The organism is Hymenobacter telluris (assembly GCF_017313265.1).
GTDB classification, from domain to species: domain Bacteria; phylum Bacteroidota; class Bacteroidia; order Cytophagales; family Hymenobacteraceae; genus Hymenobacter; species Hymenobacter telluris.
Genome location: NZ_JAFLQZ010000016.1, coordinates 108,017 through 134,254 on the forward strand (window position 1 = coordinate 108,017; position 26,238 = coordinate 134,254).

The 26,238-nt window shown below is 57.5% G+C and carries 26 protein-coding genes; 16 read left to right on the forward strand and 10 right to left on the reverse strand.

Annotated features, from left to right (window positions below; all coding sequences use genetic code 11):
• Nucleotides 1-96 precede the first annotated feature (96 nt).
• The 5 genes from J0X19_RS19430 to J0X19_RS19450 all read left to right on the forward strand — a co-directional run bounded on the left by J0X19_RS19430 (nucleotide 97) and on the right by J0X19_RS19450 (nucleotide 6,731).
• On the forward strand, nucleotides 97-2,667 hold the full coding sequence (locus tag J0X19_RS19430; protein ID WP_206986089.1) for a TonB-dependent receptor: 2,571 nt from the start codon (nucleotides 97-99) through the stop codon (nucleotides 2,665-2,667).
• 152 nt (nucleotides 2,668-2,819) lie between these two features.
• The gene (hslV, locus tag J0X19_RS19435) at nucleotides 2,820-3,356 is read left to right on the forward strand and encodes an ATP-dependent protease subunit HslV (protein ID WP_206986090.1); all 537 of its coding nucleotides are present in this window, start codon (nucleotides 2,820-2,822) and stop codon (nucleotides 3,354-3,356) included.
• Between the two features lie 15 nt (nucleotides 3,357-3,371).
• A complete protein-coding gene (locus tag J0X19_RS19440) occupies nucleotides 3,372-3,878 on the forward strand; it encodes an STM3941 family protein (RefSeq protein ID WP_206986091.1) in 507 nt (168 codons plus the stop codon).
• A 153-nt stretch (nucleotides 3,879-4,031) separates the two neighbouring features.
• Nucleotides 4,032-5,003 (forward strand): deoxyhypusine synthase family protein, encoded by a 972-nt coding sequence (locus J0X19_RS19445; protein WP_206986092.1) that lies wholly within the window; start codon nucleotides 4,032-4,034, stop codon nucleotides 5,001-5,003.
• Between the two features lie 18 nt (nucleotides 5,004-5,021).
• Nucleotides 5,022-6,731, forward strand: a complete 1,710-nt coding sequence (locus tag J0X19_RS19450) for a hypothetical protein (protein WP_206986093.1) — start codon at nucleotides 5,022-5,024, stop codon at nucleotides 6,729-6,731.
• A 74-nt stretch (nucleotides 6,732-6,805) separates the two neighbouring features.
• Here the strand turns inward: J0X19_RS19450 and J0X19_RS19455 are convergent, their stop codons facing one another.
• From J0X19_RS19455 to J0X19_RS19470, 4 genes are all read right to left on the reverse strand, one after another.
• Nucleotides 6,806-8,185 carry an OmpA family protein gene (locus J0X19_RS19455; RefSeq protein ID WP_206986094.1) on the reverse strand — a complete coding sequence of 460 codons (1,380 nt, stop codon included), beginning with the start codon at nucleotides 8,183-8,185 and terminating at the stop codon, nucleotides 6,806-6,808.
• 389 nt (nucleotides 8,186-8,574) lie between these two features.
• On the reverse strand, nucleotides 8,575-9,423 hold the full coding sequence (locus J0X19_RS19460; protein ID WP_206986095.1) for an SDR family NAD(P)-dependent oxidoreductase: 849 nt from the start codon (nucleotides 9,421-9,423) through the stop codon (nucleotides 8,575-8,577).
• A 186-nt stretch (nucleotides 9,424-9,609) separates the two neighbouring features.
• Nucleotides 9,610-10,449 (reverse strand): SDR family NAD(P)-dependent oxidoreductase, encoded by an 840-nt coding sequence (locus J0X19_RS19465; protein WP_206986096.1) that lies wholly within the window; start codon nucleotides 10,447-10,449, stop codon nucleotides 9,610-9,612.
• 82 nt (nucleotides 10,450-10,531) lie between these two features.
• The gene (locus tag J0X19_RS19470) at nucleotides 10,532-11,434 is read right to left on the reverse strand and encodes a helix-turn-helix domain-containing protein (RefSeq protein WP_206986097.1); all 903 of its coding nucleotides are present in this window, start codon (nucleotides 11,432-11,434) and stop codon (nucleotides 10,532-10,534) included.
• Nucleotides 11,435-11,611: 177 nt separating this feature from the next.
• Between J0X19_RS19470 and J0X19_RS19475 the strand changes: the two genes are divergently transcribed.
• The 3 genes from J0X19_RS19475 (at nucleotide 11,612) to J0X19_RS19485 (ending at nucleotide 13,560) form a co-directional block, all read left to right on the forward strand.
• Nucleotides 11,612-12,016: a helix-turn-helix transcriptional regulator gene (locus J0X19_RS19475; RefSeq protein WP_206986098.1), complete on the forward strand. Its 405-nt coding sequence runs from the start codon at nucleotides 11,612-11,614 to the stop codon at nucleotides 12,014-12,016.
• 50 nt (nucleotides 12,017-12,066) lie between these two features.
• Entirely contained in the window at nucleotides 12,067-12,675 is a 609-nt protein-coding gene (locus J0X19_RS19480) for a hypothetical protein (RefSeq protein WP_206986099.1), read from the forward strand.
• 123 nt (nucleotides 12,676-12,798) lie between these two features.
• Nucleotides 12,799-13,560, forward strand: coding sequence for an SDR family NAD(P)-dependent oxidoreductase (locus tag J0X19_RS19485; RefSeq protein WP_206986100.1), 762 nt, complete (start codon nucleotides 12,799-12,801; stop codon nucleotides 13,558-13,560).
• 79 nt (nucleotides 13,561-13,639) lie between these two features.
• On the opposite strand, the gene J0X19_RS19490 is transcribed toward J0X19_RS19485, so the two are convergent.
• Nucleotides 13,640-14,101 carry a hypothetical protein gene (locus tag J0X19_RS19490; RefSeq protein ID WP_206986101.1) on the reverse strand — a complete coding sequence of 154 codons (462 nt, stop codon included), beginning with the start codon at nucleotides 14,099-14,101 and terminating at the stop codon, nucleotides 13,640-13,642.
• Nucleotides 14,102-14,211: 110 nt separating this feature from the next.
• Complete coding sequence (locus J0X19_RS19495; RefSeq protein ID WP_206986102.1) at nucleotides 14,212-14,781, reverse strand: 2'-5' RNA ligase family protein; 570 nt, start codon at nucleotides 14,779-14,781, stop codon at nucleotides 14,212-14,214.
• A gap of 154 nt (nucleotides 14,782-14,935) precedes the next feature.
• Between J0X19_RS19495 and J0X19_RS19500 the strand changes: the two genes are divergently transcribed.
• The 6 genes from J0X19_RS19500 to J0X19_RS19525 all read left to right on the forward strand — a co-directional run bounded on the left by J0X19_RS19500 (nucleotide 14,936) and on the right by J0X19_RS19525 (nucleotide 21,386).
• Complete coding sequence (locus tag J0X19_RS19500) at nucleotides 14,936-17,119, forward strand: hypothetical protein (RefSeq protein WP_206986103.1); 2,184 nt, start codon at nucleotides 14,936-14,938, stop codon at nucleotides 17,117-17,119.
• Between the two features lie 201 nt (nucleotides 17,120-17,320).
• Entirely contained in the window at nucleotides 17,321-18,067 is a 747-nt protein-coding gene (locus J0X19_RS19505; RefSeq protein ID WP_206986104.1) for an acyl-CoA desaturase, read from the forward strand.
• Between the two features lie 314 nt (nucleotides 18,068-18,381).
• On the forward strand, nucleotides 18,382-18,762 hold the full coding sequence (locus J0X19_RS19510; protein ID WP_206986105.1) for a hypothetical protein: 381 nt from the start codon (nucleotides 18,382-18,384) through the stop codon (nucleotides 18,760-18,762).
• A gap of 8 nt (nucleotides 18,763-18,770) precedes the next feature.
• A complete protein-coding gene (locus tag J0X19_RS19515; protein WP_206986106.1) occupies nucleotides 18,771-19,301 on the forward strand; it encodes a PAS domain-containing protein in 531 nt (176 codons plus the stop codon).
• Nucleotides 19,302-19,488: 187 nt separating this feature from the next.
• Nucleotides 19,489-19,668, forward strand: a complete 180-nt coding sequence (locus tag J0X19_RS19520; RefSeq protein ID WP_206986107.1) for a DUF2256 domain-containing protein — start codon at nucleotides 19,489-19,491, stop codon at nucleotides 19,666-19,668.
• Nucleotides 19,669-19,757: 89 nt separating this feature from the next.
• Nucleotides 19,758-21,386, forward strand: coding sequence for an amidase (locus tag J0X19_RS19525; protein ID WP_206986108.1), 1,629 nt, complete (start codon nucleotides 19,758-19,760; stop codon nucleotides 21,384-21,386).
• A gap of 96 nt (nucleotides 21,387-21,482) precedes the next feature.
• On the opposite strand, the gene J0X19_RS19530 is transcribed toward J0X19_RS19525, so the two are convergent.
• Both J0X19_RS19530 and J0X19_RS19535 read right to left on the reverse strand, forming a co-directional pair.
• Nucleotides 21,483-21,716, reverse strand: coding sequence for a hypothetical protein (locus J0X19_RS19530; RefSeq protein ID WP_206986109.1), 234 nt, complete (start codon nucleotides 21,714-21,716; stop codon nucleotides 21,483-21,485).
• Between the two features lie 61 nt (nucleotides 21,717-21,777).
• The gene (locus J0X19_RS19535; RefSeq protein ID WP_206986110.1) at nucleotides 21,778-22,317 is read right to left on the reverse strand and encodes a hypothetical protein; all 540 of its coding nucleotides are present in this window, start codon (nucleotides 22,315-22,317) and stop codon (nucleotides 21,778-21,780) included.
• A gap of 113 nt (nucleotides 22,318-22,430) precedes the next feature.
• On the opposite strand from J0X19_RS19535, the gene J0X19_RS19540 reads away from it, so the two are divergent.
• A complete protein-coding gene (locus J0X19_RS19540; RefSeq protein ID WP_206986111.1) occupies nucleotides 22,431-23,030 on the forward strand; it encodes a Uma2 family endonuclease in 600 nt (199 codons plus the stop codon).
• 38 nt (nucleotides 23,031-23,068) lie between these two features.
• Here the strand turns inward: J0X19_RS19540 and J0X19_RS19545 are convergent, their stop codons facing one another.
• Together J0X19_RS19545 and J0X19_RS19550 are read right to left on the reverse strand one after the other, a co-directional pair.
• The gene (locus J0X19_RS19545) at nucleotides 23,069-23,440 is read right to left on the reverse strand and encodes a hypothetical protein (protein ID WP_206986112.1); all 372 of its coding nucleotides are present in this window, start codon (nucleotides 23,438-23,440) and stop codon (nucleotides 23,069-23,071) included.
• A complete protein-coding gene (locus J0X19_RS19550; RefSeq protein WP_206986113.1) occupies nucleotides 23,437-23,853 on the reverse strand; it encodes a hypothetical protein in 417 nt (138 codons plus the stop codon). Before J0X19_RS19550 ends, J0X19_RS19545 begins: the two co-directional genes overlap by 4 nt.
• Nucleotides 23,854-24,107: 254 nt before the next feature.
• Between J0X19_RS19550 and J0X19_RS19555 the strand changes: the two genes are divergently transcribed.
• Entirely contained in the window at nucleotides 24,108-26,018 is a 1,911-nt protein-coding gene (locus J0X19_RS19555; protein WP_206986114.1) for an ABC-F family ATP-binding cassette domain-containing protein, read from the forward strand.
• Nucleotides 26,019-26,238: the final 220 nt, after the last annotated feature.

Here is a 26,238-nt window from a genome sequence, read left to right on the forward strand (position 1 = left end):
GCTGGCTTTTTTATTTATTCACTTTATTGTGAAAATAATATGTTTTCCCGCTCCGCTCCGCCCTGCCAACAGACTTAACTCTCTTTCCAGTACGCTATGAAAAACCTAGTACCCATCACCATTTTTTGCTTAGCCAGCGGGGCGGCTATGGCGCAAAGTCAGACCTTGACCGGCCAAGTGCTGGATGCCAACGGCCGGCCCGTAGTGGGCGCCACCGTAGTGGAAAAAGGCACCAACAACGGCACCGGCACCGATGGCAACGGCCGCTTCACGTTGCGCGCCCGGGCGCAGGCGCCTACGCTGGTGGTTAGCTCTATTGGGTTTGCCAGCCAGGAAGTAACGGGCGGCAACGGCCCGATTCGGGTGCAGCTGGCGGAGGCTTCCACGGGCCTGAGTGAGGTGCAGATTGTGGGTTCGCGCAGCCAGAACCGGTCCGTTACCGATTCGCCTTCGCCGGTGGATGTGATTGACATTCGGGAGGTGACGGCCAAAACCGGGCAGCTTGATGTGAACCAGTTGCTGCAATTCGTGGCCCCGTCGTTCAACTCCAACCGCCAAACCGGGTCCGACGGCGCCGACCACGTGGACCCCGCCTCCTTGCGCGGCCTCGGCCCCGACCAAACGCTGGTGCTCGTGAACGGCAAGCGGCAGCATCAGTCGGCGCTGGTGAACCTGTTCGGCTCGCGCGGCCGTGGCAACACCGGCACCGACTTGAACGTCATTCCGGCGGCCAGCATCGAGCGGATTGAGATTCTGCGTGATGGTGCGGCGGCCCAGTACGGCTCCGATGCCATTGCCGGCGTCATCAACATCGTGCTCAAGAAAACCACGAACGAGCTGACCGTAAGCACCAACTACGGCGCCTACGACGCGAAATACCGCTTCGACGACCAGAACTTCGACGGTGGCAACTTCAACGCCAACGCCAACTACGGCGTGAAAGTGGGCGAGCAGGGTGGCTACGTGAATGCCACCCTCGACTACAACCAGCGCGAGCACACGCAACGCGCCAACGTACCCGCCGAGGATGGCATTGCGCGCCGTGAGTACGGCGACCCGCAAGTGAAGAACGGCGCGGCGTACCTGAACGCCAAATTCCCCATCAACGACAAAGCCCAGGTATACGCCTTCGGTGGCCTCAACAAGCGCCGCGGCGACTCCTATGCCTGGACGCGCTTCGCCGACGATGACCGCAACGTACCGTCCATCTACCCCAACGGCTTCGACCCCATCATCACCAGCGACATCTGGGACGGCTCGGCTGTGGTAGGGGCGCAACTGCTGGCTGGCGGCTGGAACCTGGATTTGAGCAACAACTTCGGTTCCAACCGTTTCGAGTACGGGGTGGAGAATACCCTGAACGCCTCATTGGGAGCCAACTCGCCGACCACATTCAACGCAGGCGGTTTCCAGCTCCAGCAGAACGTGGTGGGGCTCAGCGCCACCCGCAACTACAAAACTGTGCTAGATGGATTCAACCTGGCCGTGGGCGCCGAATACCGGCGCGAATGGTACTCGCTGTTTGCCGGCGAAGAAGCCTCGTACCGCAACTACGACCCGGCCGGCACGCCCGATTCGTTGCGGCGGGCGGCCGGTTCGCAGGGTTTCCCGGGCTACCAGCCCAGCGACGCCATCAAGGCCAAGCGGAGCAACTTCGGTGCGTACGTGGATGCCGAGTTGAACGTGACCCAGCAGTGGCTGGTGGCTGCCGCCCTGCGCTTTGAAAACTACAGCGACTTTGGCAGCACGCTCAACTACAAACTAGCCACCCGCTACAACCTGACCGAGTTCCTGACCTTGCGCGGCACCTACAGTACTGGCTTCCGGGCACCTTCGCTGGCGCAGGTCAACTTCAATTCTACATTCACCAACTTCATCCAGGGCCAACCGGTGGAAGTGCTGCTGGCCCGCAACAACAGCGCCGTTACGCAGAAGCTGGGCATTCCGAGCCTCAAGCAGGAGACTTCCAACAGCGCCAACATCGGCCTGACCAGCCGTATCGGTTCCGCGCTGAGCTTGACGCTGGACGGGTACTACATCAAGATTGACGACCGGGTGGTGCTCACCAGCCAGTTCTCGGCCGACGACCCGGTGATTGGTCCTGATTTGCAGGCGCTGAACGTGGGACAGGCGCAGTTCTTTGCCAACGCAGCTTCCACCAAGTCGTTGGGGCTGGATGCCGTGCTGAGCCACACGCTGGCGCTCAATGGCGGCCGGTTGAACTCGACGCTGGCTGCCAACTTCAACCGCCTGCGCATTGACCGGGTGCAGACTTCGGGCCGCCTGACGGGCCGCGAAGACGAGTTTTTCGGGCCGCGTGAGCAGGCGTTTGTGAAGGCCTCGGCCCCGCCGTCCAAAATCAACCTCACGTTTGATTACCAGATGGGCCGCTTTGGGGCGCTCCTGCGTTTCGTGCGCTTCGCTGATGTGAAGCTGATTGACTACGACGGCCAGGAGCAGGTGTACGATTCCCGCATCACCACCGATTTGGCGCTGAGCTACTCTCTCACCGACCATTTGCAGCTCTCGGTGGGCAGCTCCAACCTGTTCAACCGCTACCCTTCGTTCTTCAATCCGCAGGTGACGGAAACCGGCGGGGCCTGGGACCCGGTGCAGATGGGCTCGAACGGCCGGTTTTACTTTGCTAAATTGCAGGCCCGATTCTAAGGTCAGTTGCCAGTTGCCAGTTTATAGTTGCCAGAAATGGTAGAATGGGGAGTTGGTTGTTGGTGCATTAGCACTGCCAGCCAACTCTTCGTTGTTTACAGCTATGTGGCACTGGTGAACTGACAACGGGCAACTCACAACTGATAACTGCAATGAGAATAAGATCCACTACCGTACTCGGTATCCGCCACAACGGCGAAGTAGCCCTGGGCGCCGACGGGCAGGCCACCATGGACAAGCACGTGGCCAAAAGCAACGTGCGCAAGGTCCGCAAGCTCCAGGATGGCAAAGTCGTGACCGGTTTTGCCGGCTCCACCGCCGATGCGTTTATGCTGCTCGATAAGTTCGAGGAGAAGCTGAACGGCTACGGGGGCAACCTGCGCCGCGCCGCTATTGAGCTGGCCAAGGAATGGCGCAAAGACCAGTACCTGCGCAAGCTGGAAGCCATGATGGTGGTAGCCGACCGTGACGAGCTGCTCATCATTGCCGGCTCCGGCGACGTGCTCGAACCCGACTCCGACGTGGCCGCCATTGGCTCGGGCGCCATGTACGCCCAGGCCGCCGCGCTGGCCCTCAAGAAGCACGCCCCGCACCTTACGGCCCGCCAAATGGTGGAAGATGCCCTGCACATTGCCGCCGACATCTGCATCTACACCAACCACAACCTCATGATTGAGCAGCCCATCTAAAGCGGCTTTGCTGTTATGACCGAAAACCTGATTTACTATAATTCCCGCGGGCGTTACGCGCTGCTCACTTTCGGTGGGGTGGCCTTTGTAGTGATGGGAATCTGGATAATAGTGAAAACCGGGAATTGGGGGCTGGGTCTGGTTACTATTCTCTTCTTCGGGACGGGAATTGCCGTAGGTATATGGCAACTGCTAGACACCCGCCCCCGGCTGCAACTCACCGATGTGGGGATTCTGGACCGTACTTTGGGCGTCGGCTTGATTCCCTGGGCCGATATCATGGGGGCTTATATCAACTCCGTGAACCGGGAATATTTCATCTGCTTGCATTTGCGTAACGAGCAGACGTATCTAAGTCGGTTGTCGCCCCTCAAGCGCAAGTTGGCCGGGGCCAATGAGGCGCTCGGTTTCACTCCTATTTCGGTGAATTTAAGCGGCGTCGACCTCAACCCTGAGCAGCTACTAGAGTATATCCTGAAGCAGAGCGCCGTGGCTCAGCTTCAGCCGCCACCTATTTCATAACAGTATAACTGTCGGCGGAAAGCTATTTTTGCAAGCAACCCAGCCGCAATTGGGCGTTATGCAGAATCTTCGATATAGCGCTTAATTCTTGAACGATTCCTGGTTGCAATTTGATTGTACACCGCACACCCACTAATACCGAACATACACGCAATGCAAATCACCAACTTCCTCAAGCACCACTACCGCCACTTCAACGCCGCTGCCTTGATTGATGCCGCCGAAGGCTACAACAAGCACCTCGCCGATGGGGGTAAGATGATGATAACGCTGGCCGGCGCCATGAGCACCGCCGAAATGGGCATCCAACTGGCCGAGCTGATCCGGCAGGACAAGGTGCAAATCATCAGCTGCACGGGTGCCAACCTGGAAGAGGACATCTTCAACCTGGTCGCCCACGACTTCTACGAGCGGGTACCGCACTACCGCGACCTGACGCCCGCCGACGAGCAGGCCCTGCTGGAGCGCCACATGAACCGCGTAACCGACACCTGCATTCCCGAGGAAGAGGCCATGCGCCGCTTGGAGCACTCGGTGCTGAAGTTCTGGGAAAAGGCCGATAAGGCCGGCGAGCAGTATTTCCCCCACGAGTTCTTCTACCAGATTCTGAAGTCGGGCGAGCTGGAGCAGTACTACCAGATTGACCCCAAGGACAGCTGGATGCTGGCCGCCGCCGAGAAAAACCTGCCCATCATCTGCCCTGGTTGGGAAGACAGCACGCTCGGCAACATCTTCGCGGGCCACGTTATTTCCGGTGATATTAAGAATGTACACACCGTGCGCACCGGCATCGAGTACATGATTTACCTGGCCGAGTGGTACACCCAGCAAGCTACCGAGGAAAGCAAAGTGGGCTTCTTCCAGATTGGCGGCGGCATTGCCGGCGACTTTCCCATCTGCGTAGTACCCATGCTGCACCAGGACCTGGGCCGCACCAGTGTGCCGCTGTGGGGCTACTTCTGTCAGATTTCCGATTCCACCACCTCCTACGGTTCCTACTCCGGTGCCGTGCCGAACGAGAAAATCACCTGGGGCAAGCTAGGCCAGGATACGCCCAAGTTCATCATCGAGTCGGATGCTACCATCGTAGCGCCGCTGGTGTTTGCTATGGTGCTGGGGCAGTAGACGTCAGCAACTCTCTGAATGTCTTCATTTCGACTTTCCTACCACGGCCGCTCCCTTATGGGGGCGGCCGTGTTGCTTGCGGCTGGGGCAGGAATAGGAGCGTATCTACTCCATTCCTACGCGGAGCTTCGGGGCTGGTACCTGGGGCTGAATAGCTGCTTTTATCAGGTTGAGACGTGGGCTGAAAAATTCTTTACGCCTGCTGTCAAAAACCAGGGCAACCAGTTGGGGCTGTTGGGGCTAGCGTTGTGCCTATTCGGAGCTGGCTACTTGGTGTACCATAGCCGGCAAGCCCCGGTTCCGGAGCCTAGTGCGCCGCCAAGCCAAAACTGGCGGCCCGATGTTTTGTATTTGCTGCCGGTGCTGGCGGTGGCCAGCGGTGTGTGGTGGTGGGGCAATGTTCGGGTGGCGCCTGGAACCGATGAAATATTTTCTGCTCTCTACTGCGCAAAAGTGCCGCCGTTTCAGACCGTGGCTTACTACATGCTGCCCAACAATCATCTGCTGTTCAACCTGTTGAATGGCATCTTGTTTGGTCGTGCCGACAACCTGGTAGCTACCGGGCGGTGGCTGTCGGGGGGAGCGTACCTGGCAACGGTGGTGCTGGCGTACGGCTGGCTGCGGCCTCTGCTGAAGTATCGGCTATTAACGGCGTTCGTGACGCTGATACTAGCGTTGCAATTTCCGCTCTGGGCCTTTGGTTTTCAGGCCCGCGGCTACGCGTTGTATGCGCTAATGCATTGGGGCGCTTTTATTACGTTGTTCACTTATTTGCGTGAGCGGCGGCGCAATGATATGCTGGTTAATGGGCTATGCTGCGTGGCGGGCTACGCTTTGGTGCCCACTTTTCTGTATTTCCATTTAGCTCAACTGGCATTCGGCGTTGTCTATCAACTGCTACACCGAGAAATTGACTGGCGCTTCTGGCGCTATCAAATGGCAGTGTTGGTGGTGGTGTATCTGTTCTACTTGCCGGCTCTGTGCTTTTCAGGTTTGGCGGCCATCACCAGCAATGAGTACGTCCGCCCCAAAAGTGACACACTCCAGCAGTTTCTGCCCATCATGGGCCAAGACTTTGGGAACTACGCTACTTACTGCTTTTCTCGCGCCAAAGTGCTAGGAGTGCAACTGAGCTATGTGCTGGCCCTGGTTCCGCTGCTGTTGCTGGCGGCTCGGCGAAATACGGTGTGGTTTGCCTACGGGCTGTTTTATGCACTGTTATTGGTGCTGTTAGCAGCTACCACACTTGGGATGCGCCGCGGTACCAATGAGCGTAACTTAGTTGGGCACTTCAGCCTGGCCTTGGCCTTGGTGCCAGTGGCGCTTTACTGGCTGCTGGCCCGGCTGCCCGCACACTGGCAAACGCGCCGCTGGCAGCTAGGTATCATCAGCGGAGTGTTGCTGGTACTAGGAGCTAAGTTTATGAAAGCCAACCCCATTGTGAAATCTGAAAACATCTACTTCTTTGATAACAACAAAGCCTATCAGAAGCTGGAAACTGCTTTAGAAGGTATTCCAACAAACCGTACCGTTGCCTTCTCGTGGGAAAGCTTCAGTGCTTATCACATCAATGCACAGCGTGGCATACAGTGTTTTCTGCCTTGCGCGGCGTCGGCAACAGACTACTATGTGGTAAATTATAAGGAGCAGCTGCCCAGTAACCTTTCTAGGCAGTATAGGATGGTGCGTAAAATACCACAGCACAAAATCTATCAGCGGCTTAACTAATTGAAGCCGCATGGCAAGGAAAAGCCCCGCCGCTGACTGTCAGCGGCGGGGCTTTTGCGTTAGGGTTGGTACTCCTACTTCTTGGTCACGCGCACATCTACGCGGCGGTTCTGGGCGCGGCCTTCGGGCGTATCGTTGGAAGCAATGGGGTGCTCCTGGCCGTAGCCCTCGGCGGCTACGCGGCCGGGGTCGGTGCCGGCGTCTACCACCGCTTTACGGGCGGTATTGGCGCGGTCGGCGCTGAGCGTCAGGTTCATATCAGCTTTGCCCACGTTGTCGGTGTAGCCTCCGAACTTGATGGCAGCGTTGGGAAAGGCCTTCAGGATGGCCGCAATGTTCTTGAGCTGCGCCTCCGATTCGGCGGTAAGCGTGGATTTGGCGGTATTGAAGTACACCCGGTCCAGGCTCATCCAGCCCTGCGTTTTGTCGTCGCTCACGGTTTGGTTGGCGTCGTTGAGGAAGTTGAACAGCCGGGCTTCAATCGAGCTGCTGCCCACGTTCAGCACGGCACCATCGGAGAGCTTGATTTCGGTATTGGCGCCCGTTTCGTAGATGTAGTTGCCGCTGGCTTCGTCGTAGCGGCCGGTGGGGGCAGCCGGGGCGGCCGGGGCCATAGCCGTGGTATCAGTCATGGGCGCGGTGGTGGCGGGCACGGTGGCTTCGGGCTCTTTGTTGCAGCCGCGCATAAAGTAGAACAGGGCCGCCAACCCCAGCAGCAACAAGAGAATCCAGGGCCAGCGGTTGGGGGAGGTGGCCACGGTTTCCACCTCACGGGTGGTGTTGCGCACGGCGTCGCCGGTGCGGTCAGCTGCGGCCGAAACGGTGTTGCCGAAACCAGTAGCCGCGCTGCTGGCGGCAGTGCCTACGCTGCTGGCCGCTGCTCCCAGGCCTAGCCCGGAAAGTATCGAGCCCAGCCCGCCGGGCAAGCTGCCGAGAGCCCCCATAATGCTACCTTTCTGGCTGTTGAGGTAGCTGCCGAAACCGTTGGCATCAAGGTTGTTTTCGGCGCTGTGTTTGCCTAGCAGCCCTAAAACAACGGGCACAGCCATGGCCATCAGGCTGCTGGTAGTGGAGGTGCGTACGCCGGCCTGCTGGCTAACTCCTTCCACCGCCGGCGTATAGTTGCTGCCCAGCACTGAGCGAAGCAGCTCGGCGCCTTTATTGAGCAGGCCACCGTCGGAGGCTGGAGCAGTGCTGTTGACGTTCATCCCGCCCAGCAAGCTGCTCATGTTGCTCAAAATACCGCTGCTATGTGCCTGGTTGGCTAACCCAAATAGTTCAGTAGCGCCACCCGGCTGCTGAGAACGGGCAAACAGCCCACCCAACACCAATGGCACAATACTACGCAGCGCCGTTCCGATGCCGCTTTCGTTTTCGCCCAGCGCCGTGCTGGTCTGGCGCACCGTGTCGCCCCCAAAGTAGTTCTGGACAAGCTCTAGCAGGTTCTGGCTCATAGTGTTCAGCGGGTAAAATTTTGAATTTTAGTCATATACGGAATAGTGTTGTCGAGGTCTAATTAATATCTGATTTTCTATATTTTTCGTCTGCAAGTGCCTTGCAAACCCGAGTTGCGACGTAGCCGCGTAGCGGTTCCAGGTTTGTAGAAAAGACGTAACCCGAATAATTGGGCGCTACGTAGCGGTATAGGGAACGTGCTAACGATTTCTTGCACCGCTACGCGGCACATCGTTCCAAGGGAACCATCCTGCTACTACAAACCTAAAGCCGCTACGCGGCAACTTGAAGTGGCCACCATCTGCCCTCTGAGGCCTGGCTAAGAGGTAGCAAAAAGCCCACTGCCGGAATGGACAGTGGGCTTGATGATTGATTGTAGTGCGGAGGCTTATGCTGCTACGAAGTTCGTTGCAGTGGCTACCTCTTGCCACTGCTGCATATCCTGCTGCACGGCGGCTATTTTCTGCTCGGCCATCTGGTAGGCGTCGGCACCTAGAAACAGGTGGAGTGGCTGCTGTTCGGCTTCACTGGTTTGCACCAGCAGAGCGGCGGCTTTTTCCGGGTCGCCGGGCTGGTTGCCGTTGATTTGCTGCTCGTGCGCTGCCTGTGAGTCGCGCACGGCTTGGTACTCGGGTAGGGGATGCTGGGGCGTGCCCAACGAGCCGGAAGTCAGGAAGTCGGTGCGGAAATAGCCGGGGTACACCACGCTGGCCTGCACGCCAAAATCCTTTACTTCCGCCGCGTACGATTCGGTGAGGCCGGCCACCGCAAACTTGGTGGCACAATACACGCCCCAGCCCGGAAAGTTGCCGGTGAAGCCACCCACCGAGGAAATGTTGAACACCCGGCCGGTGCCTTGCTGCCGCAGGTGGGGCGTGGCGTGCCGCAGCACGTGCAGCAAACCAAACACGTTCACGTCGAAATTCTTGCGGGCTTCCTGGTCAGACAGTTCTTCCAGGGCGCCTACCTGGCCGTAGCCAGCGTTGTTCACTACCACATCGAGCCCACCCAGGGTGCTGATGGTAGTGGCAATGGCCTGCCGGATGCTGTCCTCGTTGCCGAGGTCCATGTGCAACGGCAGGAAGTGGCCGTTGCTAGGCGGCACGGCTTGTTTCAGTTCTTCCAGGTTGCGGGAGGTGGCTGCCACCGCATAGCCGCGGGCCAGCAGATGGTGTACTAGGGTCAGGCCGAGGCCCTTCGAGGCGCCGGTCACGAACCATATATTCTTGGTTGCCATGTTGTTGATAGTTTTCTTGATAAGACAGCGAATCGCTCAGGGCGAGGCTTGCGAATTGATACAGCATAAGAAAAGCGGTTAAAGAGTGAGGTAGCTACAAAAGCAGACGCGCTTGAGGCCATTTTATTGCAGCCGGAAACCAAATAGTAACATAGAAACTGCACTCACTGCCGCTTTCGGTTGCTGCTACTGCTCGAAGCCGGTTGAAACAGTGAGATGTTGCCAGGTTTCGATTTCCTGGAGACGGGAATGGAGTGTTTGGGTGGCGCGTTGGTAGGCATCTTGGCCGAGCAGCAGATGCACGGGCGGGTTGGGTTCGGTAGCTAGCTGCATGATGGCAGCGGCCGCTTTTTCCGGGTCGCCGGCCTGTGCGCCGTTCATGGCGAGGTACTTAGCGTGCGACGCGCGTACTTCCTGATAGGCCGTAATAGGTTGCGCGGCAAACACCAGCGACTCGGGCGTGAGGAAGTTGGTGCGGAACGCGCCTGGCTCAACCACCGTCACCTTGATGCCAAATGGGGCTACATCCTGCGCCAGCACTTCCGAAAAAGCACTTACTGCGGCCTTCGTAGCCGCATAAATGGCCCAGCCCGTAGCGCCCGCCAGCGCCGCAATGGAGGAAATGTTGAGAATGTGCCCGGTTTGCGCCGCTCGCATGTGCGGCAGCGCCTGCCGAATTACATTCAGCCCACCAAACACATTCACGTCGAATGATTGCCGCATTTCAACGTCGGTCAGTTCTTCTACGCTGCCCCCAATGCCGTAGCCGGCATTATTCACTACCACATCAAGGCCTCCGAACGTATCAATTGTCTGGCTAATGGCCTGCGCCACGCTGGCTTCGTTGGTGAGGTCGGTTTCGAGAGGCAGGAAGGTGGGCGAAGCGGCGCCGAGGGCTTGGGTGAGGTTGCCGCGGCGCCGCGAGGTAGCGGCTACGCGGTGACCGGCCGCCAGGAGCTGCCGGGCCAGTGCCAGCCCCAGTCCCTGCGAGGCCCCGGTCACAAACCAGGTTTGAGAAGTGCTCATAGTTGCGTGTTTTAGTACACTGCAAAACTAGAGTACAGCAAAGCCAGTCAACTTGCCCGGTTCAAACCAATGCTTGCGAAAATCAAACAGTGCGCACGGCCGTAGGCGTAGTGCCCGCCTGTTTGCGGAAGAAGTTGTTGAAGTGCGCCGGTTCTTCGAACCCCAGGCAGTAGCTGATTTCCGATACGTTCCAGGCGGTGTGCTTGAGCAAGGCGTGGGCTTCCTGCACCAGCCGGTCGGCAATGAGCTGGGTGGTGGTTTTGCCGGTTACTTCTTTCAGGGCGCGGTTGAGGTGATTAACATGCACGGCCAGCTGCCCGGCAAAGGCATTGGCGTTGCGCAGCCGCACTTGCTGGCCCGGCGTTTCAATCGGGAACTGGCGCTCCAGCAGCTCCGTGAACAGGGACGCAATGCGGGTGGCGGCGTTGCTTTCCTGGTAGAGCGTGGTGGCGGGCTGTAGCTTCAGGGCGCTGTGTACCAGCTCAAACACGTAGTTGCGCAGCAAATCGTACTTAAAGGCGTAGTCGGAATCCAGCTCTGCGGTCATCTTCTCGAATAGCTGCGTGGCATTGGCCAGCTGGGCATCGGTAAGGGAATACAGGGGCTGCCCGCCCGGCTTGAACATGGGCATGTCCAGGGCGCCGGCCACCAGGTAGCGCTGCAAAAACGCCTCGGTGAAAATGCAGAAATACCCCGTCTGGTTGTCGTCGAGCGGTTCCCAGTCGTAGGGTACCATGGGGTTGGCAAACAGCAGTGCGTTACCCCTGATTTCCACCGTCTTGTCGGCGAAATGGTAGTTGCTGCGGCCTTTTACCAGCGTTATTTTGTAGAAATCTTTGCGGCTGTAAGGGAGGTGGCAGGCAGTTGGGCCCACAAAATCATCGAGCCGAAACACGTTGAAATGCCCAATGTCCTGCTTCAGGTTTTCGGGCATCCAGTGAATTTTCTGCTGGTAGAATTCTTCGAGGGTGGTAGGCTTGCTCATGCTATGAAGTTACGTCAATCAAACTATTAGGCGCTTCAGATGTTTCGCACGGTAGGGGGCAGGTCCTTACTTCTTGGCAGCGGACAGCCGGAAAAGGATATGCATTCCAACCACCAGCAGCAAGTATAAAACGCCGTATTGCGTCTTTCCAGCAGCATCCTTCCAACTACCCGCTATATGCCTCTCACGCCTATTCCGAAGAAGATTCTGGCCCGCCAGCACGAAATAACCGCCGACTTCACCCGCCTGGTGCACACCCACGTGGACGACCTGGCGGCTGGCCGGGCCACGGAGGCGCTGGAAATCCGGGATTTTGCCAGCCAGCTCTGCATTCATCCCACCCACCTCAGCAATACGCTTAAGCTCACCACCGGCGAAGCACCCTGCGCCATTTACGAGCGGAAACTGGTAGCCGTATCCAAAGAGCTGCTGCGCAACCCGCAGCAGTCGGTGGCGGCAGTAGCCACCCAGCTTACCTACGACCCGTCTAACTTCACCAAGTTCTTCAAGCGGTTTGTGGGCATTACGCCCCGGCAGTATCGGGAGGAAGTGTGGGCCGCGCAGCACAGCAGTGTTTTGTGACGCTGAGCTTAACCTAATTTTATAGGGCGGTTGCTTAAAATAATACTGCTATGCAGGGAGTATACATTACGAAAAAGCTTTTACCCTCGGATAGTAATTCTACAGCCGATGCTATTAACATCACTATTGTGGTGGTGGTGGGCCTCGTGCTGCTCCCTTTCCTCTTGCTTATAGGTTTGGGCTTTTGGCTGAAGGAAATCCTGCTGCCTGCCACGGCTGTACCAGCTACCGCAGATGAATGGCGTGTATTAAATACGGGGACAACGCATCTTGTGCTTCGTTATCAGTTCATTGCTGCTACAGAAGTTTCTGATGAAGCAGCAGGCTATTTTGATACACAGTCCTTGATCTGCTATCAGGCCAATCCGCACGTAACGTTTTTCGACGGCTATTTCACGGATTTTCAAGTGGAACGAGCCGATGGTGTTTTCGTGCAAAAAATTCACTTCAATTCAACCCTGGATACCGTGCTGGCAATGCCACTGTGTTTCTTCTCATACCGGACCCAGGAAGCGGAAGAGCTTGTCGACTTGAAGGATTACACCCTAGATGCTAAGGGAAATCCTGAGGATTTTCTTTTAACAGCAAGCGGAGATGAAGACGAATTGCACATTCGGCTTGTAAGCAATCCTTCGTTGATGAAGAATAGAATCATCTGAGCTTTGGGGGCTATTGCAAAGTTTGAAAGCGGAAACTGTCACCATTTAATCTGAACTACTCACCATACTTTCGGTGGCTGTGCCCGCCACCTTTGCCTTGTCATCTAACCCTGATTTTTCACTATGAGCACCACCAAAATAGCCCTCGTAACGGGCGGCAGCCGCGGCCTCGGCAAAAACATGGCCCTCAACCTGGCCGCCAAAGGCCTCGACGTCATTCTGACCTACCACAGCAAGCAGGACGAAGCCGCCGCCGTGGTAGCCGAAATTGAAGCCCAGGGCCGCAAAGCCGCCGCGCTGCAACTGGATGCTTCCAACGTTGGCTCCTTTGACGCCTTTCTGGAGCAGGTAAAGACCACGCTAAGCAGCACCTTTGGCACCGAGCAGTTCGATTTTCTTATCAACAACGCCGGCACCGGGCTCTATGCCCCGTTTGCCGAAACCACGGAACAGCAGTTCGATGATATTCTGAATATTCACCTGAAAGGACCGTTCTTCCTGACCCAAAAGGCGCTGCCGCTACTCAATGATGGCGGCGGCATCATCAATATTTCGTCGGGCCTGACGCGCATCATCTACCCGAACTCCTCGGCTTACGCCAGCGCGAAAACCGCCGTGGAAACGCTGACGAAGTACCAGGCCAAGGAACTGGCCAGCCGCCGCATCCGGGTGAACATTGTGGCGCCGGGGGCCATTGAAACCGACTTCGGCGGCGGCCGCACCCGCGACAACAAGGAGATTAACGCCCACATTGCCAGCCTCACCGCCATGGGCCGCGTAGGCTTGCCCACCGACATTGGGCCGGTGGTAGCCTTCCTGTGCACCGAGGAAGCCGGCTGGATTGACGCCCAGCGCATCGAGGTATCGGGCGGGCAGGGCATCTGAGCTGCCCCATACGCTGGAAATAACAACGGCCCCCTTCCGCGCTGGAAGAGGGCCGTTGTATGTAGATGAAACCTAACAACTACAGGCGGAACGCCGGGCGGGCCGGGTTCCAGATGCCCCACGGAATCATGAGCAGCACCAGTATCAGCGCAATCAGAAACCAGGTGAAAGCCTTTTTATGCTTCACTATAGGGTCGGTGGCTTTCTTGGAGAGCGTGCGGCCTACTTGCGCGGCTACTACGGCCAATATCATCCCTGCCAGGTGCTCTACGCCCCAAAAACGGCCAATGGGGTCTTTCATGACGGCTCCGCCGGCGGTTTCAAACGCCTTCACGCCGTAGGGGCTCAGGCCGAAATACAAGATCAAACCCAAGAGAAGCTGCAAGTGCATGGAGCCTACAAAAGCGGCGCCCATACCATTGTCGGCGCCGGTCCAGGGGCGGCCCTGGCGGCCCGTGAAGGCGCGGAATACGGCAATCAGCCCAAAAACAAGGACGAGCCAGCGCGTCCAGGAGTGCAGCAGCAGTACGGTTGAGTACATAAGCGAAAATCAGTTGGTGAAGTAGAGCGGCAAAGCTACTCACGGATTGGCCCGGATTGTAGCGGATTTCTCGGATTCTGCGGTGAGCCCCGGCCACCGGGCGGCGTGGCCTACTCGAATAGCAGCGGGGCTTTCTCGTGCTTGTGGCCCTCAAACATGAAGTACTTTTCGCGCACAAACAGCTCGCCTTCCTGCCGCAGAATGGTGATGTTGTTGATGGTGAGCTTTAGGTTGAACGTCTGTTGGTTGAGGTATTGTAGCACCGGCCCCAGCAATTCGGGTGTGGTGTCGTGCAGGGCCAGCGAAATATGCGGCAGCCAGCAGTCGGGGCCGCTGAACTTGTCGGTGCGCAGGCATAAGGGCTTGGTGGCGTGCAAGATACGCTGGTGCAGCTTGTTCAGCTCGTTGGAACGCAGCACCGGAATGTAGATAACCGGATTCGGCCCCGGAAACAGCCCCAGGCCGGTGGTATGGGCCACAAACGACTTGGTATGCCGCGACACGTCGCGCAGCACCTGGTTCAGGGCCGAGAGCTTGCGCACGCCGGCCAGCTGATACGTGAGGTGCGGGTCGGGGGTGGCTTGCACGTCGTCGAGGCCGAACTCGGTTTCCAGGCTCTTGATAATGCGGTTGATCCGGTCGGCGTTCTGCGGATTCAGGAGGGAAGTTATAGCGAGCATTGGAAGGATGGCGCAGGTTCAAAAGGCAGAGGCGGAAGCAGCGGCCAGCGAAAAGTACGCAAGCAAAGCGGAAGTAGATAAAAGTTAACCGGTTGATAACCGTCACGGTTCAGTTACACGTTAAGGGAGCTTCTTCCTTTTTGCAACTTACTTCGTGCCAGTTAGTCCCTCTGTTTCTGCGCCTGCTCCGGCTGCTACGTCTTCTGCTTGGCGTTGGTGGCAATGGCTGCTGCTTGTGCTGGCCGTGCTGGTAGGGGCGGCGGCCGTGGCCGTCCTAACGCTCGACTCCTGGCTGCGGCCTCTGTTGGAAAAACAAGTTGCCACCCAATCCAAGGGCCAGTATGAACTGCGGATAGGCAACTTGCGCACCCGCCTCGCGGCGGGCAGTATTTCGCTACGCAATGTGCACCTGCGCTCCAACGCCGCCCGCCAAGCCGCCACCGACTCGGCAGCACGCCTGCCGGAAGCCCGCCTGGATGTGGGCCGGCTCGACATAGCCGGCATTGGGCTGTGGCAGCTGATAAAGCGTGAGGTAGTGCCCGTAAAGTACCTAGGGGTTGATTCCTTGTGCGTGCGGCTAACCTCGGTGCTGCCAACTAGCAGTGCGTCCGACAGTGTGCCTTTGCACAAGCAGTTGCCGCTGGGGTTGGCCGGGCTGCGCCTGAACCGCGTGGTGTTGCAGCGCCTGCAAGGGGCCTACCATCCGCGCAATGCCCCCGACTCCATGACCCTGCGGCAACTCGACGTACGCCTGCACGACGTGCTGGTGAGTGCCGAAGGTGCCGCCGACCGGCATCGGCTGGGGTACGCCAACGGTATGGATATCGTGCTGCTGGGAGGAAGCATAGCGGCGTTCAAGCACTGCCTGAACCTGGGTGGTATGCGGTTTTCCTTGCAGAAGCACCAGTTACAGCTCGACTCGTTGCTGGTGCAGCCCCGCCTGTCTCTGCGAGTGCCGAAAACCACCTATGCCCGCATTGATTTGCTGCTGCCGCGCGTGGAGGTGGCGGGGCTACGCATTCGGCGGCTGCTGCGCCGGCACCGGCTCAAGGCCGATACGCTGCGCGTAGTGCTGCCCCGCCTGGCCCTCGACCCACCTACCATCACCCCGGAGCCGCTACATGAGCTGCTGAAGCCCTGGCTCGGCCAGATTGAGTTGCGGCATTTAGCCCTCACCAAAGGCTCGCTGTACGTAGCCGGCCTTCCGCAGAAGCCCAATGTGCAGAACATCAATTTGGTGGCCAATGAGCTGTGCATTGATAGTGCGTCGGCGGGTGCGCCGGGCCGCCTGTATTATGCCCGCAACTGGCTGGTAGACACCGGGCCGGCCACGGCGCTGCTCGATGGGCCTTATTACCGCGTAGCCTACCAGCGGGTGCACCTCGAAACCCTGAAACGCCGCCTGCACCTGCGCAACCTGCGCCTGCAACCCAAGTTTGCTACGTCGGAGCTGTCGCGCCGCAAAGGCTACCAGGCCCCCAACGTAACGCTGCTGGTGCCAGACCTGGATATACAAGGGTTTGATTTTCCGGCCCTCATTCGCCGGAGGCAGCTTGTAGTACGGCAGGTGGAGCTACGCAATGCCGTGCTCCAAACCCGCGGCGACGGGCGGTTTCCCCTCAACCCGAAACGTTCCGTGGCCACTCCCGACATGATTGGGCGGCTGCCGTTTCGGGTGGATATCCGGCGCCTGAGTGTCTACAAAGGAACGTTTTACTCGCAGTACCGCGCCCCCCTGAATCCGGTGCGCGGCCGGTTTGCATTCACTGATTTCGACATCACCCTCCGCAATATTTCCAACGACCCCCGCCGCATGAGCCGCACCAGCCCGGCTACAGGCTACGCCTCGGCGCTGCTCCAGAACCGGTGCCGCATCACGGCGCGGCTGTCGGCCAACTTGCTCGACCCATCCGGCTACCACCTCCTGACGGGCCAGCTGGGGGCCGCGTCGCTGCACATCCTCAACCCGATGACCGTAGAGTCAACCAACCTTTTGTTTAAGAGTGGCGAGGTGCAGAATATCCGGTTTCAGATGGGCATCAACCGCCGCCGCTCCTGGGGTACGGTTTGGGCGCAGTACTCCGATTTGAAAGTGGCCATCTTGGCCGCACCCACCAACGACAACCGCAAAAACATCAAAACCCGCCTGCTGACTGGCGTGGTAAACCTGGTAGTGCGCAACAAAAACCCCCGGGGTGGCGAGTTGAAGCCTGGCACCATCAACTCCGACCGTAACCTGAATACTTCGGTCTTCACCATCTGGCAGCACGGCCTTACCAGCGGCTTGCTCAACAGCGTAGGCATACCCGCCAAAATGTCGAAGAGCCTAAGCGAATAGTGCCGCTGGCGCCTGCCTGACATGCTGTAAGCAGTAGTAAAGAAGTGAGAAAAAATAGGATACAACCTGGGTATTGCTGACCTTGCCACCTGCGGCTTGTTGCGGCAGGCACCAATAAAACTGAACTGTTACAACCGGGCTCTGCTTATAATATCGTTCAGACCCGAGTGTTTCCCCTTTTTCGCGCCTTACGTTTTTGCTATGGCTATTCTTGCCTTCTTCCTGGCGCACTGGTACTTGTCGTTATTCACCCAAACGTTTTTTCTGCACCGGTATGCATCCCATAAGATGTTTACCATGCACCCGGCCTGGGAGCGGTTCTTCTTTGTGTTCACCTTCCTGATGCAGGGCTCGTCGTTCTTGTCGCCGCGTACCTACGCGCTGCTGCACCGCATGCACCACGCCTATTCCGACTCCGAGCTAGACCCGCACTCCCCGCACCACTCCAACAATGCTTTCACTATGATGTGGAAGACCAAAACAGTGTACCAGGATGTATTGCAACGCCGCTCGGTAGCCGCCAAACGCTTCGAAGACAACATCTACCCGGAGTGGGTGCTGCTCGAAAACTTTGCCCACCGTTGGTACGCCCGCTTGGGCTGGGGCCTGCTCTACACCAGCTTTTATGTGGTGTTTGCCACGGCGTGGTGGCAGTACCTGCTGCTGCCGTTGCACTTCCTGATGGGCACCGTACACGGCGCCATTGTGAACTGGAGCGGCCACAAATACGGCTACCAAAACTTCGACAACCGAGACAAGTCGCGCAACTCGTTGTTCTTTGATTTCCTGACCGGCGGCGAGCTGTTTCAGAACAACCACCACAAGCTGCCGTTGCGCGCCAACTTCGGCGTGAAATGGTGGGAGCTGGACCCCACGTATCCCGTTATCTGGACGCTCAACAAAGTGGGTATCATCCGCTTGAAACGCCCGGTAGCAACGGTGGCGTAAGCTCAACACTGGCTAACCAAAACAAGCAGAAAGCCGTAGGTATGTACATGCCTGCGGCTTTCTGGTTTCGGGCGTTGAGGGGCCGGTAATTTCTATTTCAAAGCGTGTGATTCAACACGGCCAGGCGAAACGGAAACCACCGGTTGCTCAACACAACTTACGCTGAACTCAACAACCGGAATGGTAACTGCCCTACCTCCCATGCGAAGCTGAAATATCAGGGAGAATAGATGAACTTTTCGCTGCTTTTGTGCCTTGCCAATGCACCTGAACGTAGTTCTGTTTAAATTTGTATCAGGTTCGATTTTCTCTGAATGACCCTTTCTACTAGCGCGCCCAAGCTTCTCTTTGACATCAATCTGCTGGAGATGTCCGACGAATATCTCACGGGGGATTGGTGCGTAGCCGACCGGGTACTGAACCGGAATGACCCGAACAGCCCGTTGGCAACGGCCACCAAGTTTTCGTTGCAGCCCGGCACCTTGCGGGTGCAGGCTTCCGATGCCGAAAACGCCGGCAAATGGAGCATGGAGCGCGACAGTCTGCTGAACCGGCCGTATCTGGAGTTGCAGTTGATGCAGGAGCAAACCCGCGCCCTGATTACGCGCCTGCGCCGCTCCACCGACGGCCTGCAAAGCCAATTAATCTTGTATTTTCAGTCGGGCATGGAAATTCAGCTGGCCCGCCCTTGTTAACCTTCCGAATGAGCACTCCCGCTACTGAGCAAAGTATTCGTTTGCAGGCCGAAGAACAGTTTCGCCTCTTTGCCGATTTCATTCCCCAACTGGTTTGGTTCACTGACCCCACCGGTTCGCACACCTACTTCAACCAGCGCTGGACCGATTATACGGGCTACACCCTCGAAGACAGCGTGGGGCCGGATATGTGGAACAACCTGCTCCACCCCGACGACCAGCAGCGGGCCCGCCAGGTATGGGGCCATTCGTTGGCTACCGGCGAGTTCTACGAAATCGAGTACCGCTTTAAAAGCAAGGACGGCGGCTACCGGTGGTTTTTGGGCCAGGCCCAGCCCCAGTACAACGAGGATGGTACCATCAAGCAATGGTTTGGTACCTGCACTGATATTCAAGAGCAGAAGGAAACGGAATTTGCCCTCCGCAACCGTGAGCAGGAGTTGGAGCGCGCCTACGCCGACCTGGAAGTGAAAGTGACCTTCCGCAACCTGGAGCTGGAGCGCGAAGTGCAAAGCTTGCGGCAGCAGCTGGAAAAATAGCAACCAGAGCCTTGCGCTCCTTCGTCATACCAAGGGCTGTTTCCAACCAAATCGGAGGCAGCCCTTTTGCATGGGCGTATGCGCCAGTATAAGCTATGTGGCCGTGGGCAACGGAGGTCCGTTTGGAGTTTGCCTGAACCTTGCGGCTACGGAGCCGTTGCGATACTAGCCTTTCCATTCTGCTGCCATGCCAGTTCCCGCCAAGCTTACCAAGGGCAACCTGCCCACCAAAATCTGCCTCACCTGCGGCCGACCGTTCGAGTACCGCAAGAAGTGGCGCAACTCCTGGGACGAGGTGAAATACTGCGGCGAGAAGTGCCAGCGCAACAAGCCCAAACCCGGGGCCGCGCCGCTGCCTGCCGCATAGCTGCTCCGGTCAGGAAAGCCTGGAAGTAATGCGCCGGGAGAGTAAGAAAAGTGCCGCGAGAGTCTTTACCTTACTTGAAAATACCTTGTATGAACCGACGGCTTTTTCTGCGCAACGGCTCCCTGGCCGGCTTGGCGCTTACCACCCTAGGCGCTACCGCCTGCACCACCGAAACTACCAACCAACTGCCCACTGCCGCCAATAACACGGCCGCTCCTGAGGCCTTCGAGCTGCAGGAAGCTACCATCAATGACTTACAGGCGAAAATGGCCAACGGGCAGCACACGGCCCGCTCCCTCACCGAACTGTACCTGAAGCGCATCAAAGCCATCGACCAGGCCGGCCCGAAGCTGAACTCCGTAATCGAAATCAATCCCGACGCGCTAACCATTGCCGATGCCCTGGACAAAGAGCGTAAGGCCGGTAAGGTGCGCGGCCCGCTGCACGGCATTCCGGTGCTGGTGAAAGACAACATCGACACCGGCGACAAGCAGCAAACCACCGCCGGCTCGTTGGCGCTGGCCGGGCATAAGGCAGCCCAGGACGCATTTATTATAAAGCGGCTACGCGAGGCGGGGGCGGTGCTGCTCGGTAAAACCAACCTCAGCGAGTGGGCCAACTTCCGCTCTACGCGCAGCACCAGCGGCTGGAGCAGCCGGGGCGGCCAAACCAAAAACCCCTACATCCTCGACCGGACGCCCAGCGGTAGCAGTGCCGGCTCGGGCGCGGCTGTATCGGCCAACCTGTGCGCCGTGGCTATCGGTACCGAAACCGACGGCTCCATCGTGTCGCCGTCGTCGTGCTGCGGGCTGGTGGGCATTAAGCCCACCGTGGGGCTGCTGAGCCGTAGCGGCATCATCCCGATTTCTGCCACCCAAGACACGGCCGGCCCCATGACCCGCACGGTGCGCGACGCCGCTATTCTGCTGGGGGCGCTAACCGGGGAAGATGCCGCCGATGCCGTTACCAAGGAAAGCGCCGGCAAAATTCAGCCTGATTACACCGTCTTTCTGAAAGCAGATGGCCTGAAAGGCAAGCGCCTGGGTGTTGAAAAACGGCATCTGGAAGGCGTGTCGGGCGCTATTCCGCTGTTCAAGCAGGCCATAGGGCTGCTGAAAGCCCAGGGGGCCACAATAGTGGAAGTGGAAATCGACAAGCCTGCCGACGCGCTGGGCGAAGCCGAATACGACGTGCTGCTGTATGAGTTCAAAGACGGCGTAAACAAGTACCTGGCTACGGCCAACGCCTCCGTCAAGACCCTGGCCGACGTTATGGCCTTCAACACGCAGAACAAGCCCAAGGCCATGCCGTTTTTTCAGCAGGAAATCCTGGAAGCCTCGCAAAAGCTGGAAGGCCTTGGCAGCCCGAAGTACCAAGCTGCTTTGCGCAAGTCGCACCTCGGCGCCCAAAAGATTCTCAACGATGCCATCAGCACCAACAAGCTCGACGCTATTGTGGGCATCACCACCGGCCCGGCCCGCGTCATCGACCTGATTAATGGCGACGCCGGCGGCGGACCGGGTTCATCGTCGCCGGCGGCTATGGCGGGCTACCCGCACATCACCGTGCCGATGGGTGCCGTGAACGGGTTGCCGGTGGGGGTATCGTTTGTGGGTGGCGTGTACACCGAAGGCCCGCTGCTGACCGTAGCCTACGCCTACGAGCAGGCCTCGAAAAAGCGCATCGTGCCGGAGTTCAAGCCGCCATTCGTAGGCTAAAAAACAACTGTTCCGAGCGGAGCGGGAAATAGGAGGGAACTGCCAGGCAGCAACTCTTATTTCCCGCTCCGCTCGGAACAGTTGTTTTCTGGAAGACTATTTATCTTCTTCCGTGGATTCGTGGGGGGCTTTGCTGGTGCTGGAAGATGCGCTGCCGGAGCCGCCATCTGCTTCGGCATCCAGGTTAAGCTCGTAGCCACCGGTGCCGTAGCTGGGCCGGCCGCTGGATTGGCCTACTACGCCGGCATCTTGCTTGCCTTGGGCCGCAGCGCCTTCACGGGTGCCTTCTGGGTTGTCGGGGGCGGTGTCTTGGATTGGGTCGGTTGCCATAAAAGGAGAATCAAGAGTGATAAACGCTTCCTTATACGGCGACTTCCGCTGAAGCAGCTAGTTACGGCACATATTGCTCGGCCAGGCGGGTCACGATGCCCTGCTGGGTTTCCACCACAAACGGCGACAAAAACAACACCTTCGGGACGTTGGCCTGTACTTTGGCGGGCGAGGCCGGAAACCGTTCCAGCCCGTTTTCGCCGCTGCGCCAGAACGTAAACGTAGCCTCCGGGTCCAGTTGTAGCGTCCGCACCTGCGGGTTGTCATTCACGATGTAATAGTCGTTGAACACCGAGTACACTGTGTCGCCCTGCACTACTTCCTCTTGCGCATCGCCTTTGCGCCGGGCGGCGGCCACGGCGGCTTCCCCGTTCAGAAACTGGATATAGTCGACGTCCACGTAGTATTGGCCGTTTTTCTGGTAGAAGCGCCGAACGTAGCCGTGGTTGCGGCCGGTTTCACCCACGGTTTCAGTGGTGGAGGGCTCACCTTTAATATCAGCAGGAATGGTTTCCACCAGCCCTCGCCCCGACGATTCGCGCTCGGTGGAAGAGCAGGCGGTAAGGGCAGCAAGGAACAGGAAGGCGAGGAGAGGCTTCATGCCGAAATGTACGAGGTTTGCTATTGGCGGTTGGGTGGGCGCGGGCCTGGCTGAAACGCCTGCGGCTGTCAACTCATCGTATATCTTTACCAACAACCCGCAACCCTCCGGCTATGGAACCCATCACCCAGCTTTCCCAACTCGACCTGACCCGCCGCTACACTTACGCCGATTACCTAACGTGGCAGCTAAACGACTGGGTGGAACTCATTCGGGGTAAAGTACGCCTGATGAACCCCGCGCCCAGGCGCAAGCACCAGGATATTTCGCGCAACATCAGCACGCCTATTGCGTGGTTCCTGCGGGGCCGCCAATGCAAAACGTACGTGGCCCCCTTCGATGTGCGCCTAAGCCGCGTCACGCCCAACGGCGACGCCAGCATAGAAACGGTGGTGCAACCCGATATCTGCGTCGTCTGCGACCCGCAGAAGCTCGACGACCGGGGCTGCCTCGGTGCCCCCGACTGGATAATCGAAATCCTGAGCCCCGGCGACGTAGCCCGCGACACCAAGGAAAAATTCGACCTCTACGAAGAAGCGGGCGTGCTGGAATATTGGATGGTAACTCCCGAGCAAAAAAACGTAGTGGTGTACCTGCTGGGCGAAGACGGCCGCTACCAGTTCCGCGGCGAGTTCTACACACCCGGCCTGATTCCGGTGGCTACGCTGCCAGAGTTGCAGATGGAATGGGAGGAGGTGTTTGAAGGGGTGTAGATGAACTGCTCTATAATTCCCTCATTCTTATACTAAACCTATAGTAACCATACTTCAACTATTCGCTTATCTGGCGAGATAAAAACCCAATCGTCATATCCACTATCCGGAACGAACTTATCTAAGCTGTTGCCTAGCACGTAAGCCGCAAATGCTGCTGGTCCAAGGTTAATCGTAAGCTGATAAATCCGCTGTGTGGCATTCTGGCCTTTGGTGCGACCTTCATCTATCCAGGCCTGCGCCTTCAACTGCCTGGACTGTCTGACAAGTACCGGCCAATTATCGGCATCTAATTCAGGGTCCAGTATCCCATCACACCAGTAGCGCCGAAGGCTTTTGTCGCGGGCGTAGCTGAGGGCACCGGACAGTCGCCATTCGAGATGTTCACAAAAGTTTCTGGGTAGCGTCAAAGTATAGGTATGCGTGTTAGCCGTACGCTAAGCGTAGCATGTTGCAGACTGGTGGATAGTTTGATTTTATCAAGCTGGTGCTTCCTGATGATATAGAAAGTGGAAGCAGAAAGCATTAAGGTCAGACTCAGAACAAAAACTAAGAACTCTGTAGGTTTATAGGCGTGGACGAAACGGAATATGAAAAGAAGTAACGCTATACCAATAGCTGAAATAAGGCTTATGAAAATAATAAGTCCTAGTACTTTACCTGGATAGCCACGTTCTGATAAGCGGGTAAATTCAATAACTAATAAGGGGGCTGCAACTGGTATCAAAAACCAAGAAACGAATGCTAATAAACTAGCTTTGCTCTTACTGAGAGTAGATAAATCAATGTTGCCTATAAGGTCGAAAAAATCAAAAAAGTGCATATAGACTCGATTGGAATGATGTTAGCGGAGTGGCACAAGTAGAATAGAAGTTGCATTAAGTGGGATTGACTGAGTTAGTAGTGCTCAAACTTATTGTGCACCCCGGCCGTGTCAACCGTTGACGACAGAAAGCTAATATGCACTGGAGATATTCTAGTTGTAGTAACTTGCCATAAGTGTGCTAAGTAATGTAAAAACAGCCGTACCGTCCTGCTAAACCCGTACCTTTGCGGCTTCAGACCCAGCAAAGTAGGATGATTTCGATTAGCGACTTAGACTTTCATTTCGGCTCCCGTACGCTCTACGACAAAGCCAACCTCCATATCAAGCCCAAGGATAAGATTGGCCTCATTGGGCTCAACGGCCGGGGCAAATCCACGCTGCTGCGCATACTGGTAGGTGAGTACAAGCCCGACGGCGGCAGCATCTCCATGAGCAAGGACGTAAGCCTAGGCTTCCTGAACCAGGATTTGCTGAGCTACGACTCGCACGAGCCAATTCTGGTGGTAGCCATGCAGGCCTTCGCCGAGGCCCTGGACTTGCAGAAGAAAATCGACCAGGTGCTGCTGGAGTTTGAAACCAACTACACCGACGACCTGGTAGAGAAGCTGGCCGACTTGCAGGAGCGGTTCGAGGCGCTGGGCGGCTATACCATGCAGGCCCGTACCGAGGAGATTCTGGAAGGTCTGGGCTTTACCACCGAGGAGCTGCAACGGCCGCTGAAGCTGTTTTCGGGGGGCTGGCGAATGCGCGTGATGCTGGCCAAAATCCTGCTTCAGCAACCCTCCCTGCTGCTGCTCGACGAACCCACCAACCACTTGGACTTGCCGTCTATCAAGTGGATAGAAAATTACCTTGCCGGCTACGAAGGCGCCGTTATTATCGTGAGCCACGACCGGGAATTCCTGGACCGCACCACCAACACCACCGTGGAAGTGACGGGCGGCAAGCTGGTGCCGTACGCGGGCAACTACTCGTACTACCTCGAAGAGAAAGAGGAGCGCAACGCCATTCAGAAAGGCGCTTTCGAAAACCAGCAGGCCCAGATTCGGCAGGCCGAGCGGTTTATCGAGCGGTTCAAGGCCAAGGCCAGCAAAGCCAAGCAGGCCCAGAGCCGCGTGAAGGCCTTGGATAAGCTGGAGCGCATCGAGGACGTGGCCGGCGACGATGCCCGCGTGAATATCAAGTTCAACTTCACCGTCACGCCCGGCCGCCACATCCTGCGCATGGAGCACGTGGGCAAGAAATACGGCGAGAAAATCATCTTCCGCGACACGCACGTGCACATCGAGCGGGGCGACAAAATTGCCTTGATTGGAGCCAACGGCAAAGGCAAATCCACGCTGATGCGCCTGGTGGCGGGGCAGGAGGCGCCCACCAACGGCAACCACCAGCTAGGCCACAACGTCATTATGTCGTTCTACGCGCAGCACCAGTTGGAAAGCCTGCGCATCGAGAACGAGATTTTGCAGGAGATGATTGAAGCCGGTTCGAAGCGTACTGAAATGGAGCTGCGCTCGGTGCTGGGCTCGTTCCTGTTCACGGGCGAGGAAGTGTACAAGAAAATCAAGGTGCTCAGCGGGGGCGAGAAAAGCCGCGTGGCGCTAGCCAAAACCCTGATTTCCGAAGCCAACTTCCTGCTGCTCGACGAACCGACCAACCACCTCGACATGCAGTCGGTGAACATCCTGATTCAGGCCCTGGACCAGTACGAAGGCACCTACATCGTGATTAGCCACGACCGGTTCTTCGTGGAAAACGTGGCCAACAAAATCTGGTACATCGAGGACTACCAGCTGAAGGAGTACCCCGGCACCTACGCTGAGTACGAGCAGTGGCAGGAAGACCGGGAGAAGACCGCCAAGAAAGCCGGCTTACCCTCACCGTCGTCCCCCAAGCCACTGCCCAAGGAGGAGAAAAAAGTGGATGCCAGCCCCGCCAAAACTCCGTCGCCGGACCAGAAAAAGGCGTTGAAGGAACTGGCCGAAGTGGAAAAGAAGATTGACGAGCGGGAGAAGGAGCTAGCCGTATACGAAAAGCAGCTCGCCGACCCGCAGATCTACCAGAACGCCGCGCAGCTAAAAGACGCCACGTTGAAGTTTGAGCAGGTGAAAAAAGAGCTGGCCCAGCTCAACGACCGTTGGGAAATGCTGGCGGAAATGTAAGCACCAGGCTGCCTATTGAAAAATCCCCGTCGGAAGCTATGTGCTTCGGGCGGGGATTTTAGGTTTCTTAGTAACGGCCAGGGCTTTGCGCAGGTGTGGAATTAGTATTCCGTCAAGCCCGAATCCCTGCTAAATTTATAATTGGCAGTGGTAATATAAGGGGTGATTCGTAACTTGAGTGTATGCTTCAAACCCCGTTCACGTGTGGCAAGTGCGGCAG

What these genes read in the sequence shown, in the direction of transcription:
- J0X19_RS19530 (WP_206986109.1), bottom strand. Translation starts at nt 21,716, where the DNA reads ATGGCAACCGACCCAATCCAAGACACCGCCCCCGACAACCCAGAAGGC.
- J0X19_RS19440 (WP_206986091.1), top strand. Translation starts at nt 3,372, where the DNA reads ATGACCGAAAACCTGATTTACTATAATTCCCGCGGGCGTTACGCGCTG.
- J0X19_RS19490 (WP_206986101.1), bottom strand. Translation starts at nt 14,101, where the DNA reads ATGTACTCAACCGTACTGCTGCTGCACTCCTGGACGCGCTGGCTCGTC.
- J0X19_RS19445 (WP_206986092.1), top strand. Translation starts at nt 4,032, where the DNA reads ATGCAAATCACCAACTTCCTCAAGCACCACTACCGCCACTTCAACGCC.
- J0X19_RS19555 (WP_206986114.1), top strand. Translation starts at nt 24,108, where the DNA reads ATGATTTCGATTAGCGACTTAGACTTTCATTTCGGCTCCCGTACGCTC.
- J0X19_RS19475 (WP_206986098.1), top strand. Translation starts at nt 11,612, where the DNA reads ATGCCTCTCACGCCTATTCCGAAGAAGATTCTGGCCCGCCAGCACGAA.
- J0X19_RS19480 (WP_206986099.1), top strand. Translation starts at nt 12,067, where the DNA reads ATGCAGGGAGTATACATTACGAAAAAGCTTTTACCCTCGGATAGTAAT.
- J0X19_RS19540 (WP_206986111.1), top strand. Translation starts at nt 22,431, where the DNA reads ATGGAACCCATCACCCAGCTTTCCCAACTCGACCTGACCCGCCGCTAC.
- J0X19_RS19525 (WP_206986108.1), top strand. Translation starts at nt 19,758, where the DNA reads ATGAACCGACGGCTTTTTCTGCGCAACGGCTCCCTGGCCGGCTTGGCG.
- J0X19_RS19495 (WP_206986102.1), bottom strand. Translation starts at nt 14,781, where the DNA reads ATGCTCGCTATAACTTCCCTCCTGAATCCGCAGAACGCCGACCGGATC.
- J0X19_RS19505 (WP_206986104.1), top strand. Translation starts at nt 17,321, where the DNA reads ATGGCTATTCTTGCCTTCTTCCTGGCGCACTGGTACTTGTCGTTATTC.
- J0X19_RS19450 (WP_206986093.1), top strand. Translation starts at nt 5,022, where the DNA reads ATGTCTTCATTTCGACTTTCCTACCACGGCCGCTCCCTTATGGGGGCG.
- J0X19_RS19455 (WP_206986094.1), bottom strand. Translation starts at nt 8,185, where the DNA reads ATGAGCCAGAACCTGCTAGAGCTTGTCCAGAACTACTTTGGGGGCGAC.
- J0X19_RS19550 (WP_206986113.1), bottom strand. Translation starts at nt 23,853, where the DNA reads ATGCACTTTTTTGATTTTTTCGACCTTATAGGCAACATTGATTTATCT.
- J0X19_RS19515 (WP_206986106.1), top strand. Translation starts at nt 18,771, where the DNA reads ATGAGCACTCCCGCTACTGAGCAAAGTATTCGTTTGCAGGCCGAAGAA.
- J0X19_RS19485 (WP_206986100.1), top strand. Translation starts at nt 12,799, where the DNA reads ATGAGCACCACCAAAATAGCCCTCGTAACGGGCGGCAGCCGCGGCCTC.
- hslV (WP_206986090.1), top strand. Translation starts at nt 2,820, where the DNA reads ATGAGAATAAGATCCACTACCGTACTCGGTATCCGCCACAACGGCGAA.
- J0X19_RS19520 (WP_206986107.1), top strand. Translation starts at nt 19,489, where the DNA reads ATGCCAGTTCCCGCCAAGCTTACCAAGGGCAACCTGCCCACCAAAATC.
- J0X19_RS19470 (WP_206986097.1), bottom strand. Translation starts at nt 11,434, where the DNA reads ATGAGCAAGCCTACCACCCTCGAAGAATTCTACCAGCAGAAAATTCAC.
- J0X19_RS19535 (WP_206986110.1), bottom strand. Translation starts at nt 22,317, where the DNA reads ATGAAGCCTCTCCTCGCCTTCCTGTTCCTTGCTGCCCTTACCGCCTGC.
- J0X19_RS19460 (WP_206986095.1), bottom strand. Translation starts at nt 9,423, where the DNA reads ATGGCAACCAAGAATATATGGTTCGTGACCGGCGCCTCGAAGGGCCTC.
- J0X19_RS19510 (WP_206986105.1), top strand. Translation starts at nt 18,382, where the DNA reads ATGACCCTTTCTACTAGCGCGCCCAAGCTTCTCTTTGACATCAATCTG.
- J0X19_RS19430 (WP_206986089.1), top strand. Translation starts at nt 97, where the DNA reads ATGAAAAACCTAGTACCCATCACCATTTTTTGCTTAGCCAGCGGGGCG.
- J0X19_RS19465 (WP_206986096.1), bottom strand. Translation starts at nt 10,449, where the DNA reads ATGAGCACTTCTCAAACCTGGTTTGTGACCGGGGCCTCGCAGGGACTG.